The organism is Acinetobacter sp. NIPH1876, assembly GCF_022808535.1.
GTDB lineage: Bacteria > Pseudomonadota > Gammaproteobacteria > Pseudomonadales > Moraxellaceae > Acinetobacter > Acinetobacter higginsii.
The window spans coordinates 115,428-133,012 of record NZ_JALGBR010000001.1; the positions used below are offsets into that span (position 1 = coordinate 115,428).

At 39.8% G+C, this 17,585-nt stretch carries 16 protein-coding genes; 9 read left to right on the forward strand and 7 right to left on the reverse strand.

What is annotated here, in order from left to right; translation table 11 throughout:
- The 4 genes from MN869_RS00540 to lpxA are packed head-to-tail and all read left to right on the forward strand — an operon-like array spanning position 1 to position 2,852.
- Positions 1-501, forward strand: coding sequence for an OmpH family outer membrane protein (locus MN869_RS00540; protein ID WP_004807405.1), 501 nt, complete (start codon positions 1-3; stop codon positions 499-501).
- A 3-nt stretch (positions 502-504) separates the two neighbouring features.
- Positions 505-1,575, forward strand: coding sequence for a UDP-3-O-(3-hydroxymyristoyl)glucosamine N-acyltransferase (gene lpxD, locus MN869_RS00545; RefSeq protein WP_033133063.1), 1,071 nt, complete (start codon positions 505-507; stop codon positions 1,573-1,575).
- A 6-nt stretch (positions 1,576-1,581) separates the two neighbouring features.
- Complete coding sequence (gene fabZ, locus MN869_RS00550; protein ID WP_004653316.1) at positions 1,582-2,067, forward strand: 3-hydroxyacyl-ACP dehydratase FabZ; 486 nt, start codon at positions 1,582-1,584, stop codon at positions 2,065-2,067.
- A complete protein-coding gene (gene lpxA, locus MN869_RS00555; RefSeq protein ID WP_033133064.1) occupies positions 2,064-2,852 on the forward strand; it encodes an acyl-ACP--UDP-N-acetylglucosamine O-acyltransferase in 789 nt (262 codons plus the stop codon). The genes fabZ and lpxA overlap by 4 nt, the downstream gene beginning before the upstream one ends.
- 43 nt (positions 2,853-2,895) lie before the next feature.
- Here the strand turns inward: lpxA and MN869_RS00560 are convergent, their stop codons facing one another.
- Positions 2,896-3,828 (reverse strand): AraC family transcriptional regulator, encoded by a 933-nt coding sequence (locus MN869_RS00560; protein WP_033133110.1) that lies wholly within the window; start codon positions 3,826-3,828, stop codon positions 2,896-2,898.
- Between the two features lie 189 nt (positions 3,829-4,017).
- On the opposite strand from MN869_RS00560, the gene MN869_RS00565 reads away from it, so the two are divergent.
- On the forward strand, positions 4,018-5,262 hold the full coding sequence (locus MN869_RS00565; protein WP_033133065.1) for an alkane 1-monooxygenase: 1,245 nt from the start codon (positions 4,018-4,020) through the stop codon (positions 5,260-5,262).
- A gap of 159 nt (positions 5,263-5,421) precedes the next feature.
- Positions 5,422-6,774: a glutathione-disulfide reductase gene (gene gorA / locus MN869_RS00570; RefSeq protein WP_033133066.1), complete on the forward strand. Its 1,353-nt coding sequence runs from the start codon at positions 5,422-5,424 to the stop codon at positions 6,772-6,774.
- Between the two features lie 62 nt (positions 6,775-6,836).
- Here gorA and MN869_RS00575 read toward each other — a convergent pair whose 3' ends face one another.
- The 6 genes from MN869_RS00575 to paaZ all read right to left on the reverse strand — a co-directional run bounded on the left by MN869_RS00575 (position 6,837) and on the right by paaZ (position 15,292).
- Positions 6,837-8,036 carry an acyl-CoA dehydrogenase family protein gene (locus MN869_RS00575; protein ID WP_033133067.1) on the reverse strand — a complete coding sequence of 400 codons (1,200 nt, stop codon included), beginning with the start codon at positions 8,034-8,036 and terminating at the stop codon, positions 6,837-6,839.
- Between the two features lie 22 nt (positions 8,037-8,058).
- On the reverse strand, positions 8,059-9,345 hold the full coding sequence (locus MN869_RS00580; protein WP_241345106.1) for an acyl-CoA dehydrogenase family protein: 1,287 nt from the start codon (positions 9,343-9,345) through the stop codon (positions 8,059-8,061).
- Positions 9,346-9,621: 276 nt separating this feature from the next.
- Entirely contained in the window at positions 9,622-10,833 is a 1,212-nt protein-coding gene (locus MN869_RS00585) for an OprD family outer membrane porin (RefSeq protein ID WP_227505275.1), read from the reverse strand.
- Positions 10,834-10,998: 165 nt separating this feature from the next.
- The gene (locus MN869_RS00590) at positions 10,999-12,411 is read right to left on the reverse strand and encodes an MFS transporter (protein WP_033133070.1); all 1,413 of its coding nucleotides are present in this window, start codon (positions 12,409-12,411) and stop codon (positions 10,999-11,001) included.
- A 412-nt stretch (positions 12,412-12,823) separates the two neighbouring features.
- Complete coding sequence (locus tag MN869_RS00595) at positions 12,824-13,114, reverse strand: DUF1330 domain-containing protein (RefSeq protein ID WP_033133071.1); 291 nt, start codon at positions 13,112-13,114, stop codon at positions 12,824-12,826.
- 75 nt (positions 13,115-13,189) lie between these two features.
- The gene (gene paaZ / locus MN869_RS00600; RefSeq protein ID WP_033133072.1) at positions 13,190-15,292 is read right to left on the reverse strand and encodes a phenylacetic acid degradation bifunctional protein PaaZ; all 2,103 of its coding nucleotides are present in this window, start codon (positions 15,290-15,292) and stop codon (positions 13,190-13,192) included.
- A gap of 265 nt (positions 15,293-15,557) precedes the next feature.
- Between paaZ and paaA the strand changes: the two genes are divergently transcribed.
- From paaA to paaC, 3 genes are read left to right on the forward strand one after another with little or no spacing between them, the layout of a single operon-like run.
- Positions 15,558-16,493: a 1,2-phenylacetyl-CoA epoxidase subunit PaaA gene (gene paaA / locus MN869_RS00605; RefSeq protein ID WP_005188895.1), complete on the forward strand. Its 936-nt coding sequence runs from the start codon at positions 15,558-15,560 to the stop codon at positions 16,491-16,493.
- A gap of 33 nt (positions 16,494-16,526) precedes the next feature.
- Positions 16,527-16,817 carry a 1,2-phenylacetyl-CoA epoxidase subunit PaaB gene (paaB, locus tag MN869_RS00610; RefSeq protein WP_005188892.1) on the forward strand — a complete coding sequence of 97 codons (291 nt, stop codon included), beginning with the start codon at positions 16,527-16,529 and terminating at the stop codon, positions 16,815-16,817.
- Between the two features lie 12 nt (positions 16,818-16,829).
- On the forward strand, positions 16,830-17,585 hold the full coding sequence (paaC, locus tag MN869_RS00615) for a 1,2-phenylacetyl-CoA epoxidase subunit PaaC (RefSeq protein WP_033133073.1): 756 nt from the start codon (positions 16,830-16,832) through the stop codon (positions 17,583-17,585).

Sequence of the window (17,585 nt, forward strand, 5' to 3'; positions counted from 1 at the left end):
ATGAAAACATTAACAATGCTCATGTTAGGTTTGGGATTCACGGTTTCTGCGTCTGTAAATGCTGCAGGACTTGGTGTGGTTGATTTAGCGAAAGTTGTTGAAAGCAGTACTTATCTAAAACAACAAAATGCGAGCCTCACCCAGTCAGTTAAACCAACTTCGACTCGATTGGAGCAATTGGGTAAAGAATTAGAATCTTTGCAGCAAAAAGCACAGACTGATGGTCAAAAAATGAATCAGGCTGATATTCAGAAACTTACTGCTCAATATCAGGCAAAGTTAAGTGAATTTAATTCGACTCAACAGGGCTTACAGACTAAAGTTCAGTCAAGCTTACAGGCGATGAATACAACTTTTGAGTCACGTGTGAAGCAAGCTGCTGAACAATTGCGTAAAGAAAGTAATTTAGACTTTATTTTAAATAAAAATTCTACGATTGCCTCTGACGCACAGTATGATTTAACTGATAAAATGATCCAAAAGGTCAATGCTATTAAATAATCAATGAATAGACGTACTTATCGTTTAGAAGAAGTTGCTCACCTTGTCAAAGGTGAGCATTTTGGTGAGAAGAATTTCCAAATTTCTAATTTGGCAAGTTTAGAACACGCAGAAAAACAGCATATTTGCTTTGTAAATGGTGAAAAATATTTGGCGGCAGCTGAAGCAAGTCACGCTGGTGTATATATTGTTACCGCAGCACTTAAACAGCAGCTTGTAAACAAACAAAATTTTATTGTTGTTGATAATCCTTATTTGGCATTTGCCACACTTACACATTTATTTGAAAAAAAGATAACTCAATGCGGTATCGAGAGTACTGCTCGAATTCATCCATCTGCAATTATCGCTGATGATGCCTATATAGGGCACTATGTTGTGATCGGTGAAAACTGTGTCGTGGGTAATAATACCATTATTCAAGCTCACGCTTTTCTTGATGATGAAGTCGAAGTTGGTAAAGATTGCTTTATTGATGCGCATGTTACCATAACAGGTGCTGCAAAATTAAAAGACCGTGTTCGTATTCATGCCAATACGGTCATCGGCACTGAAGGTTTTGGTTTTGCTCCTTATCAAGGGAAGTGGCATCGCATCGCTCAACTTGGTTCAGTGCGTATTGGAAATGATGTTCGTATTGGTTCAAATTGTAGTATTGATCGTGGTGCACTCGATGACACAATTTTAGAAGATGGTGTCATTATTGATAACCTTGTGCAAATTGCTCACAATGTTCAAATTGGAGAGAATACTGCGATTGCCGCGAATTGCGGAATTGCAGGAAGCGCGAAAATTGGCAAAAACTGTATCATGGGCGGTGCTTCAGGTGTGGTTGGACACCTTGAAATTACAGATAACGTGACACTTACAGCAATGTCAATGGTCACAAAAAATATTTCTGAAGCTGGAACATATTCTTCTGGCATGGGACTTTTTGAAAATAGTCACTGGAAAAAGACGATTGTGCGCTTAAGACAATTAGCAGATGTGCCATTGACCCAAATCACTAAAAGACTTGATCATATGCAAGCTCAATTAGAGTCCCTTGAATCAACCTTTAAGTTGCGTAAATAATTTATTATGACTGAGTCTACTTCTCCAGCATTTACAATGCCTGAATTACCGATGGATATTCTTACGATTCGTGAATATTTACCCCATCGATATCCATTTTTATTAGTCGATCGTGTTACCGAAGTCACTGAAAATAGTATTGTCGGTTATAAAAACGTTTCGATTAATGAAGAGTTTTTACAAGGGCATTTTCCAACCTATCCAATTATGCCAGGTGTGCTGATCATTGAAGCTCTCGCACAAGTTTCTGGTATATTAGGTTTTGTACTTACAAATCAAAAGCCAAAAGCAGGTTCTTTGTTCCTGTTTGCGGGTGCTGAGAAAATCAGATTTAAAAAACAAGTTGTTGCGGGTGACCAGCTCATCTTAAAATCTGAACTTGTGATGCAAAAACGTGGCATTTACAAGTACAATTGTACCGCTAGTGTTGATGGCAAGGTTGCCGCGACAGCAGAGATTATTATTTCCCACCAGAAAATAGAGCAGACATGAGTAGTCAAAATTTAATACATCCTACAGCAATTATTGACCCGTCTGCAGAAATCGCTTCTGATGTACAAATTGGTCCATATTGTATTGTAGGTCCAAATGTAAGTATTGACTCTGGTACCAAATTACATTCACATGTTGTTATTGGTGGTTTTACGAGAATTGGTAAAAATAATGATATTTTCCAATTCTCGAGTATTGGGGAAATTTGCCAGGATTTGAAATATCAAGGCGAAGAAACTTGGCTAGAAATTGGTGATCATAATTCGATTCGTGAGCACTGTACGTTGCACCGCGGTACAGTTCAGGATCATAGTTTGACCAAGATTGGTAGCCATAACTTATTAATGGTGAATACGCATATTGCACATGACTGTGTCATTGGGGACCATAATATTTTTGCCAATAATGTGGGTGTCGCTGGGCATGTGCATGTTGGTGATCATGTAATTGTCGGCGGTAATGCGGGCATTCATCAATTCTGTAGAATTGACTCTTACAGCATGATCGGTGGAGCTGCTTTAATTCTTAAAGATGTTCCTGCCTATATCATGGCCTCTGGTAATCCTGCACGTGCCTTTGGTATGAATATCGAAGGAATGCGTCGTAAGGGCTGGTCTAGAGATACCATTCAAGGTTTAAGAGAAGCCTATAAATTAATCTATAAATCTGGTTTAACCACTGAACAAGCGATTGAACAGATTCGTAATGAAATTCTAGTGAAGACGCCTGAAGCGCAATTGTTTATTGACTCTTTAGAACAGTCAACTCGCGGTATTGTTCGCTAATTGCTAGATTAAAAAAAAGACACTGCGGTGTCTTTTTTTATGCTTAATTTTCCTGTTCTACAAACTGCTGACGATATTGTTTCGGAGAGTGTTCAAAAGTACGTTTAAAAGCCTGACTAAATGCAGTTTCTGATGAGTAACCCACTTTATTGGCAATTTGTTGAACTGAATAATTACTTTTACGCAGATATTGGCTGGCTAAGCGCATACGATGTTGCTGTAGATAAGCAAGAGGTGATTCACCAATCACTTCGTGGAATAGACTAGCAAACTTTGAACGTGACATACAACATTGTTCGGCAAGTAATTCAACCGTCCAAGCATCTTCTGGATGGTTGTGAATGGCTGCCAAACTGTTACTGAGCTCAGGATGATTTAAAGCGCTGAGCCAACCATGTTGACTTGAGATTTGTTGAATATGATCTCGAATACATTTGATTAATAAAATGTTGACCAAATGATCGATGATGATATCGCGGCCTGCTTGAATATTTTGTGTTTCTAAGGCAAGGAAATGTAAGCCAATTTGTAGCCATTCTGGTGCATTGGTATCTCCGTGTTGGAGATGAATAATGGGTGGTAAGGCCTGAATAAAAGGACGCGCCATAATAGTGTCAATTTGGCAGCGTACCGTCAGAATGAGATTTTTTTCGGATGACTGTGTGCCGAATTCGATGGCTTCTTCTTTATGACCATCGAACAGCTTTGAAATATCAACAGCATCGACCAGTTTAGTAATCGTATTATCTGCGCCTGTATGTGCTTTTCCTGATGGAATAACCACAATTTCACCCGCATGTGCAGTTAAACTATTTTGTGCGTCAATTTGAATAAAAAAAGAACCAACTAAAACAATATGAACAATTAAGGCGGTTTGATCTTGGCAGATAAAACTCCATTCTCCTTGAGTTTTCAAGTAGATATATTCAGTGTGATTTAAATGAATATCAGCAAATATTTTACTTAAAGCATCCATATGATTTTTTAACGATGTATTCATTTAAATTATAGAGAGCTGCGCCAATAACTCAATATGTGTTTATAGGACAAAAACAGGGTGGATGATGCCAAAGACTTTGACATAGCTTTTTTGGACGCTTGCAACTGTCATGAATTTCATAATTCCTCAAAATATACTTATATATACAAAGACATGGATTCGATGATGAATGCGCCAGTAAATGTTGAGCAAGAACTTACGCCAGTAAGCATTCCAAAGTCAAAAACTCAGTTGGATCGTAAACGTTATTTATGGGCCATTAGCCCAGCTTTGCCTGTAATCGGAATTGGTATTTTGGCAGGTTATCAATTTGCACCACGTCCATTGAAAAAAATCTTTGCTTTAGGTGGTCCAATTGTTTTACACATTGTGATTCCAACAATTGATACGATTATTGGGAAAGATGCCAATAATCCAACCGATGAAGATATTAAGCTGTTAGAAAAAGACCCATATTATTCTCGATTGGTTAAAAGCTTTATTCCACTACAATATGCAGCCAATGTTTATGCATGTTATTTATCAAGCCGTAAAGAAACCTCTTTCATTGATAAGATTTTTCTAGGTATTTCAATGGGCGCAATTAATGGGATTGCCATTAATACTGCACATGAGCTAAGTCATAAATCTGATCGTATTGACCATATTCTTTCGCATTTGGCGTTGGTACCAACAGGGTATAACCATTTCCGTGTTGAACATCCTTATGGTCACCATAAACGTGCTGCGACACCTGAAGATCCAGCATCTTCACAAATGGGTGAAACGTTCTATGAGTTTTGGCCACGTACGGTCATTGGCTCTTTCAAATCAGCAATTGAAATTGAAACGACGCGTTTAAAACGTAAAGGCAAAGAGTTCTGGTCAAGGGACAATGAATTGCTACAAGGTTGGGGCATGAGTGCCGCGTTTCATGGTTCAATGGTTGGTCTGTTTGGTAAAGGGGTCATTCCTTATTTAGCGACTCAAGCGTTCTATGGCATTAGTTTGTTTGAGATTATTAACTATATCGAACACTATGGTTTAAAACGTCAAAAGGATAAGAATGGTAAGTATGAGCGTACCATGCCAGAACATAGCTGGAACAATAATAATATTGTGACCAATTTATTCTTGTATCAGTTACAACGTCATTCGGATCATCACGCTTACCCAACGCGTCCATTCCAAGCTTTACGTCATTTTGATGAAGCACCTGAGTTGCCAAGTGGTTATGCAAGTATGTTATTACCAGCTTTGATTCCACCACTATGGTCAAAAATGATGGATAAGCGCGTCTTTGATCACTATAAAGGTGACTTGAATAAAGCCAATATTTTCCCGAAACGTCGTGCAAAAATCTTTAAGAAATTTGGTGTGGTTGATCAGTCGCTGACTGAAGTTTCTAGCGAGACAGCAACTACAGCATAATACGAACTGCTTTCCCAAAGCAGGGCACTGATGAGCAATCGTCAGTGCCTTTTTTATTTTCTTGTATAAAAAGCTTAACCAAGTACAGATTTTGAATATTCTTACTGTATATCTATGTATAACTTAAAAATAATCTTGTAATTGGTTTATGAGGCAAAGATGACAAAACATTATGATTATATTGCGATTGGTGGTGGGAGTGGCGGCATTGCATCAGTGAATCGTGCTGCGATGTATGGAAAAAAATGTGCCTTAATTGAAAAATCTGAAATAGGCGGGACTTGCGTCAATGTTGGTTGTGTTCCTAAAAAAGTGATGTGGTATGCCGCCCATGTCACTGAATCGATTCAGAAATATGGTCCTGATTATGGTTTTAATACTAAAGTTGAGTCATTTGATTGGCAGGTTTTAATCAAAAATCGGCAGGCCTATATTGATAGAATACATCAATCTTATCAAAATAGCCTAAGCAAAAATCAAGTCGATCTTATTCAAGGTGCAGCTTATTTCATTGATAAAAATACTATTGAGGTTAATGGTGATCGCTTTACGGCAGATCATATCCTGATTGCAACAGGTACACAGCCCTCACTACCTAAGATAGATGGAGTGGAATATGGCATAGATTCGAATGGCTTCTTTGAGTTAAGTGCTTTACCAAAAACCACCGCTGTGATTGGTTCGGGCTATATTGCAGTGGAATTGGCAGGTGTGCTGAATGCTTTGGGTTCTCAGGTTGGATTGTTCATTCGTAAGGATTTACCTGTAAGACGCTTTGATTCTTTTTTAAGTGAAACCTTAGTCGAAGTGATGCAAACAGATGGTATTGCTGTACATACCCAAGCTGTTCCTCAAAAAGTTACCCAAAATGCCGATGGCACAGTTGTGCTGCATTTGGAAAATGGTGAAACCCATAAAGTGGATTGTCTGATTTGGGCAACGGGTCGAGAGCCAAATACTGCGAGTTTGAATTTGGAGAAAGCCAATGTCCAGTTGGATGAGAGAGGCTATATTCAAGTTGATAAATTCCAGAATACCTCACAGCAAGGAGTTTATGCGGTAGGTGACATTACGGGGAAAATGGAGCTCACACCTGTCGCTGTTGCAGCAGGGCGAAGATTGTCCGAACGACTCTTTAATCATAAGTCAGATGAACATTTAGATTACAACAATATTCCAACTGTGGTCTTTAGCCACCCTCCAATCGGAACAGTGGGGATTACTGAAAAGGAAGCCATTGAGCAATATGGTCAAGAGGCGGTTAAAGTGTATAACTCATCTTTTACTGCGATGTATAGTGCGATTACTCAACATCGTCAGCCAACCAAGATGAAACTGGTCTGTGTGGGTGAAAATGAAAAAATTGTCGGTATTCACGGGATTGGTTTTGGCATGGATGAGATTTTACAAGGTTTTGCTGTTGCCTTGAAGATGGGAGCAACCAAGAAAGACTTTGATAATACTGTTGCGATTCACCCAACCTCGGCGGAAGAGTTCGTGACCATGCGCTAAGTGATGGTCTGGATATAAAAAGGACGTTATTGCAACGTCCTTTTTTTTGACTCATCAAATTCTTACTTCAATTCACTTGATGATTTACCTAATTCGCGACGGGCAATGATCAGTTGCTGAATTTGTTGGGTACCTTCAAAAATATCCAAAATTTTTGAGTCACGTGCCCATTTTTCCAGTAATTCATCCTCAGAATAACCAACACTGGCAGCAAGTTCGACACATTTCAGTGTGATCTCATTGCATACGCGACCCGCTTTTGCCTTCGCAATCGAAGCTTCTTTAGAGTTTGGCTTTTTATTGTCTGCCATCCACGTTGCTTTGATCGTTAACAAGCGGGCAGCTTCCCATTCAGCTTCCATGCGATAAATCTGTGCAGCAAGGTTTGAGGTCTGTAAATATGGTGTTTTATAGTCTGCATCAAGCTGATCTTTAAAGATTTCTTTGATACGTTCCAAAGATGCTTTGGCGCAACCAATGGCCATTGCCGCAACCAGTGGACGGGTATTATCAAAAGTTTCCATCACGCCTGCAAAGCCTTTGGCAACATCGATTTCTGCATTACCCAACAAATTGGCAGCAGGAACACGGCAGTCAATAAAGCTAATTACGGCAGTATCCGAGGCTTTAATCCCCAGTTTGTGCTCAAGACGTTCGACTTTCATTCCTGCTGTACCTTTTGGTACAACAAAAGATTTGATTGCAGCACGACCTAGTTTTTTATCCAAAGTTGCCCAAACCACCACAGAGTCAGCACGCTCACCTGAAGTGACAAAGATTTTCTCACCGTTGAGGATGTATTCATCACCATCTTTAGTGGCAGTGGTACGAATTGCCGCAGAATCAGAGCCACAGCCGGGTTCTGTAATAGCCATAGCCGCCCAAGTACCCTTGAAGCTTTCTAACTGCTCATCGTTGGCGACAGCGGCAATAGCAGAATTTCCAAGGCCTTGGCGTGGCATACTCAATAATAGGCCAGTATCGCCATAGCACATTTCAATTACACCCAGTGCGGTTGACATATTATTGCCATTTTTATTGCCTGATTCAGTTTCGCCTCGTTTGCCCACTGCTGCACCAGCATTAATACCTTCGCCGCCTTCGTTCATACCATCAATTAACGAAGCAAGCATATCGAGTTCTTTTGGATAGGCATGTTCGGCTTTATCATATTTGCGTGAGATTGGGCGTAGTACATTCAATGCAACTTCATGTGCCTGATCGACCATCATTTTGAATTTTTTAGGACTTTGTAAGTTCATTGTATTCTCCTTAGGTCGTCAATTAAGCATGTAAGCCAGAATGTAAAACTGCAGTTGCACGTAGATCGCGGTACCAGCGCTCAACAGGATGTTCTTTGGTAAAGCCATGACCACCTAAGATCTGCACACCATCTGTACCGATTTTCATTGATTTTTCTGCACAGAGCAGGCGGGCTAAATAGGCTTCTCGATGAAACGGTTTACCAACTTCTGCCAAACTTGCTGCATTGAGCACCAACATGCGCATGGCATCGATTTCAATGGCCATATCCGCAATCATAAAGGCGACACTTTGGCGGTGCGAGATCGGTTCACCAAAGGCAGTACGTTCATTGGCATATTTGATACAGTATGCTTTGATGGCTTCACAGGTCCCAACAGCCATGGCACACCACATCAGATTGCCAAGATCAACAAATGCGGTGTAATCAAAATCGCTATCACCTAAACGTAAGGCAGGAGTCTGATTGAATTGGAGTGTTGCTGTTTCTGCTGCTTTTAATCCCATTGCAGGGTTGGCTTTAATGGAGATACTTTCATTGGATTGCACCACGAATATATCAGGCTGACCATTAAACTCTGCACTCACAAGGAATACATCCGCAGTATCACCTAGAACCACCAAGGTTTTTTCACCAGTGATATAGAATTGTCCATTGGCTTCGGTTGCTGTGGTTTTTAACTGGAATGGATTGAAGGCTGGCGTTGCTTCTTGAAAAGCAAAGCTTGCGGTGACATCAGTATCTTCTGCAAACACAGGTAAATACATCGATTGGACTTGGGTTGAACCCCAACGCGTAATCGCATTAATTACACTGAAACGGCTCAGTAGGCCAGCGGTTAGACTAAAATCTCCCTTGGCAAGACTTTCAGCAATCAGGATATTACTGACAATATTTTGTTCAGCTGCCACACCACCTAAAGCTTCTGGTAAAGCATAGTAATTCAAGCCTAAATCGACTAGGTGCTGCCATAGTTGTTCTGGAAATTGGGCATTATGGTCCGCATCATGCGCCAAAGCATATAAAACTTCTTCAGCAAATTGTGACATCGCGTCAACGGTCATTTGCTGTTCTTCAGTCAGACTGAGATCAAACAAATTTTTATTGACCTGATTTGGGAGACGTTGTTTATCGATCGCTTGTGGCTTAAATGCTTTTTGTGTTTTTGTAAGCACTTTAAAGCCCGTTTTTGAACCTTGATATAATGATTTCTCTACAAATTTTCTTAATTTGAGTTGATCAAGTACTTCGCTTCCTGCGATTTTTGTGATCAAAGATAGCCCAAATCCCTGAGCTTTATTCATCATATTCGACATGGTTTTATCCTAGAGGATGGTTGTAAAATTATGCTGACATGCTCCAATGAAAAAGACTATGTCTTGTTTGACATGCCGATTGGAGAAAGATAAAGGGTAATCTGACCAACTATGATATTTTATCTATTTGTTTTTTAATGTTTTGTATAAAATAATAAAAAATGAAATTAAAAAAAATTGACCAAACTGACAGAGTGCTGATGGTATTGAATCGTTGTATGATCACTGGGTCATATCGGAATGGCTGCCAGTGATCATAATTTCTTCTTAGAAGCGTTTACTATAGTTCACGAATAAACGGTCCTCGCCAAAGTCATTACCGTGTTTCACATCATAGTCAATGCGGATGTATTGCAGTGCAAAGCCTTTGAGATAGGGTTGTTGAAAGGCGTAGTTCAGAATGAGATTGGATTCAGTCTCATGATTTTTCTCACCATTGGTTGCTTTAAAATCATGACCATAGACATATTTCACCATCGCATTTAGCCCAGGCACGTAGTCCTTAAAATCATAGCCATACATCAGATGATAAGACTTTTCATTCTTTTTAAAGAAGCCTGTGGCATTCCAGTTAATAAAATAGGTTTCAGGCAGAAAACCGTCAGGCAGTGGATAGGCGGACTCACCCATAATCTGCTGATAACCCAATCCAAAGGACTGATTTTTAACTTTGAGCATCTCAAGAATCCCAATATTTTGGGCATCAATATCAAAGTTATTGCCATCATTTTTGGCATTGAAATATTTAAACTTGGAATTTAGTGAGAGGTTGGATTGCTTCCATGTATGATCTAAGCCTAGATAGTGCTTGTTGTATAAGTCTTCTAAATTAGCAAAGTAATATTCTGCTTTAAGGGATGGGGTGAACTGATAGCGTAAATCCAGATAATTTAAATCATCGGAATATTCGGTTTTGCCATTGGCAGTAAAGGAGAACTTGCGAAAATCTTCTTCATTGCGAGGAGATACTTTGGTTACTCGGCCTATTTCGGCATAGAGTGGATCAGAGAGTTGTGATTTTAAGTTGGCTCCCCAATAGGAAGCGAGTAATTGGCGGCTGTTATCAACAGCAGTTACAGGCTGATCAAGCCACAGTTCACCAATACTTAATAAGGTTTTGTTATAACCGAGTTTAAACGTTGCTCCATATTTTAAAAAGTCAGATGCTTGTGACTGAGTTTGTGTATCAAATGGCAAGATGGTATCGGCTACATGCTTGTCTTTACTTAAACGTACCGCATATTGAACAGAAGCATCTGCACCAATTGTGACGGGCTTATCTGCGATTTGTAGCGGCGTGTCATGTAGTTGAGATGTATAAAATAGCGAGGCTGCCTGTGACCAACTGCCTGTATCTTTGAGGTTCTGATTGTCATAGTCGCGGTTGATATAGGCATTTTTCAGGGTGAATTTCCACTCTTCCTGAGTAGATTGGGCATTTTCAGCTGCAACAACTATCGGGCTGGAGAATCCAAGCATGACGAATAAAATTGCTGCTCTTAAGTATAGCGGGTTAAATTTATGTACGTGATTCATAATCCATATCCAATCTTGGTATGCCATCCCTAGGCGTTATTATTTTAAAATTCAGATTAATATCCTTCCTTCATTTATGAATATTGAAGGAAGGAAAATAGCAATGACTTAGTTGAGCTGTTCGTGTTGGATACTTTCACGATAATATTTACAGCCTTTGTAGAGCAGAAATACACCGAGTAAGCCTGCAACTGCATTTACAATCGAGATAGAGTTACCCACCATCAATGTATTTTGGAAATATTTATCTGTTAATAGCGCAACAGCGGTTGTACCTACACCTAAAGCAATCAAATTTGAAACCAGTAGAAATTTCGCTGAGACCTGAGCACGTAACTGGTTTGGGGTAAGCATTTGAGTTGCAGCAGCCGATGCAGGAATTGGAAAGGTCGAGAAAAACATAGCCACAAAAATTAAGGCAAAGGATAAGTACATATTATCGACTTGGGTAAACAGCACACTTGGAACAATAAGTGCAGCACAGCCGATCATTCCTGCTCGAATCGCTGCATCGCTATAACCCTTTTTAGAGAAATAATCGATGAGCCATCCACAAAATAGTGCTCCAGCCGTGTTTGCAACCAAAATAATACTGCCGAGAATATAGCTTGTTTGGCTGGCATCTAGGCCAAAGTGTCGCATGTAAAATGCAGGTGCCCATCCAAGTAGCGAGTACAGCATCATGGTATAGAAAGAGAAACCAATAAAGTGACAAAAGAAGGTCTTTTTATGAGTTTTGATAAAGGCAATAGAGTTTTTAAATGATGCTTGGATTACCTGCCCATTTTGATCAACTTTTAAGCCTTTTCGTGTCGGTTCCTTTACCGTTAAAATCATAACTAAAGCGAGTAAAACACCTGGAAGCCCGACGATAAAGAAGGTGAGTTGCCATGTTCTTAATTGACCAATGACTGGCAGGACGACTGAATCAACATTTTTTAAAAGACTAATCACATAACCGCCAATTAAAAAAGCCAAACCAGAGCCAATAAAAGCACCAATGGCATATAGCCCTAACGCACGGCCTAGTTTCTCTTTGGGGAATAAATCGGTCACGATGGAGTAAAAAGCGGGGGATAATGCAGCTTCACCAGCACCCACACCTAATCGTGCGAGAAACATCTGAGCAAAATTTTTACTTAAGCCACATGCAGCCGTTGCTAAGCTCCAGAATGCAATGCCAATCGAAATAATCTTAATCCGTGATTTCTTATCAGCGAGTGCGGCAATTGGGATGCCCATAAAGGCATAGAATAAAGAAAAAGCCAGACCTTGCAATAGACTAAATTGAGTGTCAGACAGCATCAGATCATGTTTAATGGGTTCGATCATCAAGGATAAAATTTGACGATCTACAAATGAAAGAATATAAGCCAACATGCAAATCACGACGACATACCATTGGTAGCCATAACGTTCGCGCTCTAAATGCGGCTCTGGATGTATATGAATCACTTGTTCAGGCGATAGTTCTGCCTTTTGCTCATTCCTGAGCATACTTTCTGGGTGGTTATCATTCATTCTGCATCTTCCTATGATGACTGAGTATTAAGTGATACTAAATAAATTTTATTTTTATAATTTAGTGTCATTTTTGGTCTATTTTATTTTATGGATCTGATTCAATAGCTATTCTTAAATAAAGCTTAATTTTTAATTTGACTGAAAAAATAGAATGATTTTTACAGGAAATAAGAAATCTATATTTAAGGTTAATTTTATTTTTATTGTTGTTATTATTGTATTTATTTTAATTATTTTATTTAATTTTCATGTTTTTATAAAATGTAAATAAACATTGCATTGGCTGTGGGAGATTTTTAGTTTAAAAAAGTATAGGCGTGACTATTTATATTATTGTTAAAATAATTTTAAAGCGATTCTTAAATTAGATAATTAAAAAAAATATGTAATTTAATTTCGTTTGAATTGTCTAGTCTAATCCTTCAGTCAGAATCACCATATATTCGCCTGCAAGATCTCGGTGTTTTTTAGCTTCTTGATAGGCATCACTGTGATACCAATTTTGAGCTTCCTGCATACTGCTAAATTTAATGATGGCAACGCCGTCGCTTTCGATATTTTCCAATGCAATAGACTGACCATAAAACACAATCGGTTCAGCATCAAAGCCTTGGCTAGCTTTGCGTGCTAAAGATGTATAGGTTTTCATCTCATCTTTATTTTTCAGTTCTTTACGAATCAAAATGATATATGCGCTCATTGGCTTTCCTGATGGATAGAGACTAAGTGTTGATTTGTTGACGGATACGATGTCATATCCATCAACACTCATGTATTAAGCTGCGCGAGCGACCAGCGTTAGGATATCGTAAGTGGCAACCAGTTCGTCGCGTTGGTTTTTTACTTTTATATCCCATACCACCACACCATGTGCAGGTTGTGATAAGTCTTTTTGTGGTTTTGGTGTTTTTTGTTTGCAGGTCAGTTCAACACGGATTGAATCACCAATTTTCACTGGCTCAACAAAGCGTAAGTTGTCCATACCGTAGTTGGCAATCACGGGGCCTTGTGCGGCATCGACGAACAATCCTGCTGCTGCAGATACGATAAAATAGCCATGTGCGACACGTTCACCAAAGAATGAATCTGCTGCTGCAATTTTGTCAGTATGTGCATAGAAATAATCACCACTTAAGCAGGCGAAATTGACAATGTCTGCTTCGGTCACTGTACGACGCGCTGTCAGTAAACGCTCACCAATGACCAGTTCATCAAAATCCTTTTTAAAAGGATGTACGCGGTCTTGCTTGATGTTTGAGCCTGCTGTCCATGAATGGGTAACTTGAGTCAAACTATTTGGCGAACCTTGAATGGCAGTTCGTTGCATATAGTGTTTTACTGCTCTAATTCCACCAAGTTCTTCACCGCCACCAGCACGACCAGGACCGCCATGAATTAAATGAGGCAGTGGCGAGCCATGACCTGTACTTTCTTTGGCAGATTCTTCATCCAGAATATGAACTCGACCATGCCAAGGTGCTATTTTCTGAATAATCTGTTCAATGTTTTCATGACTGTTTTTGACAACGGATGCAACCAAACTACCTTCACCACGTGCCACTAGATCGGCAAGTTCATCAATGGATTGATATGGTATAAGCGTACACACGGGACCAAAGGCTTCGGTGGTGTGTACATGCGTGGCTTGCAATGGTTGTTCACAGAGAAGAAGTGTTGGTGGGAAGAATGCGCCATTTTCAGGAGTAGCTGCATTAAATTTAAAATTTGTTGTACCACCAAAAACAATTTTTGCATCTTTAGCCAGTTCTGCAACTTTGTTTGCAACATCCAACTTTTGTTTAGGGCTTGCTAATGCTCCCATTGTGGTGTCTTGTTTCTGTGGATCGCCCACAATCACTTTTTCCAGTTTAGCAATCAGCTTTTGTTGTACTTGCTCAAGTTGTGCTTGGGGTACGAAAGCACGGCGGATGGCCGTACATTTTTGTCCAGCTTTGGTAGTCATTTCTCGGAAAACTTCACGTACAAACAGATCAACTGTGGCTTCATCTGCTTCAGGGCTTAGGATGGCACTGTTGACAGAATCAGCTTCCATACTAAATGGAATTGAATATTTATTGAGATGTGGGTGGTTACGGAGTTTTTGGCCAGTATAGGCTGAGCCTGTAAAGGTTACACAATCTTGTGGACCTAGATAATCAAAAAGATCATCAATTTGTCCACAAATGAGTTGTAGTGATCCTTTCGGTAGAAGTTGTGTATCTTCAATCGCTTTAACAACTGCTTGGGTAAGTTGAGCACCGTCAGTTGCAGGTTTAACAATACATGGCACGCCAGCCAATAGCGTCGGGGCAATTTTTTCTAACATTCCCCAAATTGGGAAGTTAAATGCATTGATATGAACTGCCACACCCGCTTTCGGGCTTAAAATATGCTTGGCGCCAAAAGTGCCATTTTTTGAGAGTTGAATCCAACTGTCTTCGGTAATAATTTTTTCATCATTCAGTTCTCGTCGTACCAAACTTGAGTAAGCAAATAAGGTCTGAATTCCACCTTCAATATCAATCCAGGCATCTTTGCGTGTTGCACCTGTTGCATAGGCAAGCTGATAAAAATCTTCTTTGTGCTCAAGTAGGTGCTGTGCAATTTGTTTTAAAGCATTGGCACGTTGATGGAAGGTCCAATTTGCCAGTGTTGCACCATTCTGCTTGGCATATTCAACAACCTGTTGCATATCTATGCCATGACTGCTGACAGTATAAATTGGCTCATTGCTAATGGCATGAACCACAGTACGTGCATCTTCATGGCTTGAATGCCACGTTCCATATACAAAAGATCCAAGCTGAATCACTTTTGATGCAGGTTGTTGCTCTGCTGCTGATTTAGATGTTCCTTCTAATAGTGCTTGATCAAGCATGAGAAAACTCCATTTTTATGTGATACATCAATTTTTGAAATACTAAGAATATGATTCATAATTTCACGCCTATTGAATAAAAAGTCAACTTAATTTTATAGAAAAGAAATCATGTTGATTTTTATTATTTAAATATAATTAATTAAAACAAAGCTATATCTCTATTTCTTAGAGATGTTAAAATATGATACATAAAATGTTGTTGACTTTATTTTTAATGTATCGAAAAATGGATTTAAGGGTGAGACCTAAAGGGAAGACACAAATGGAAAATAAGTATCAGAAATTTGAGCAAAATATTGCCAATGACATCACGATAGAAGCGAAAGATGAAATGCCAGATGCCTATCGTAAAACTTTGATTCGCCAAATTGGGCAACACGGTCATTCTGAAATTGTTGGCATGTTACCTGAAGGAAACTGGATTACGCGTGCACCGACTTTAAAGCGTAAAGCGGTTTTACTGGCAAAAGTTCAAGATGAAGCAGGGCATGGACTTTACCTCTACAGTGCAGCAGAAACATTAGGTGCTGACCGTGATGACATGATGGAAAAACTGATTGATGGAAAAATGAAATATTCATCAATTTTCAATTATCCGACGGTGACTTGGGCCGATGTAGCTGCGATTGGCTGGTTGGTGGATGGTGCTGCGATTGTGAATCAGGTAGCGTTGTGCCGTACCTCTTATGGCCCATATGCACGTGCCATGGTACGTATCTGTAAAGAAGAAAGCTTTCATCAACGTCAAGGTTTTGAAGCCATGATGGTGCTGGCTGCTGGAACACCTGAACAAAAACAAATGGCACAAGACGCTGTAAATCGCTTTTGGTGGCCAGCACTAATGATGTTTGGGCCAAGCGATGAGCATTCTCCAAACAGTGCGCAAAGTCTGGCTTGGAAAGTTAAACGATTCAGTAACGATGATTTACGTCAAAAGTTTGTCGATAACACGGTTCCTCAAATTTTGCAGCTTGGTTTAGACGTTCCAGATCCTGATTTGAAGTGGGATGAAGAAGCGGGACGTTATATCCACGGTGAAATCAATTGGCACGAATTCAATGAAGTTATTGCTGGTCGAGGTCCATGTAACCACGAGCGTATAGAAGCACGACGCAAAGCTTGGGAAAACGGTAAATGGGTTCGAGATGCAGCTGTTATCTACGCGAAAAAGCAGCAAGCCGTAACGCAAGTCGCTTAAGCAAAATTTATGGACAAAATTGAGGACATCAAAATGGAAGATAAAAATAACTGGTCGCTTTACGAAGTATTTATCCGTAGCAAACAAGGTCTAAGTCATCGTCATGTCGGTAGCTTAAGAGCATCTGATGATGAAATTGCATTGCAACATGCACGCGATGTGTACACCCGTCGTAATGAGGGAATCAGTATTTGGGTGGTTCGTTCTGAATTGATTAAGTCATCACAGCCAGATGAAAAAGCTGAATTTTTCGAACCAGCGCTAGACAAAGTTTATCGTCACCCTACGTTCTATCATATTCCTGATGGCATCGAGCATATGTAAGGGAGTATGGAAATGAATAATCCTATTTTATCTAAGTTCTTATTACATATTGGCGATAGCCAGTTGGTATTGGCGCAACGTTTAGCGGAATGGTGTGGTCATGCACCAGAGCTAGAGATTGATATTGCCTTGGCGAATATTGGTTTGGATCTGCTTGGGCAATCCAGAAACTTTTTAACCTTAGCTGGGCAATATGAAGAGGCACAGCGTGATGAAGATCAATTGGCTTACTTCCGTTCAGAACGTGAATTTCTCAATTTATTGATTTGTGAACAGCCAAATGGTGATTTTGCTCAAACTATCGTGCGCCAATGGTTAATGGATCATTATCACTTGTTATTAATGACCTCTTTAAGCAAAAGTACAGTGGCTGAGATTGCCGCGTTGGCAATGAAATCATTGAAAGAAGTGAAATACCACATTCGCTTTTCAACTAGCTGGATGGAGCGTCTGAGCTTAAGTACAGCAGAAGCACATCAGCGTGTACAGGTCGCATTAGATAGCTTGTGGCGTTTTAGCGCAGAGTTGTTTGAATTGACCGCTGAAGAATATGTACTGGTTGAGCAGGGTTTAATTAGCGACTTGTCTAATGAAAAAGCACAATGGGACAAGACAATTGCTGAAGAATTAAAACGATTTGAGCTGACGGTTCCTGTAAATGGCGCTTATCGCCGTGGTGCCAAACAGGGTCTACATACGGAACATTTAGGATATTTGTTGGCTGAAATGCAGGCCATTCAACGCACTTATCCTGAAATGACTTGGTAA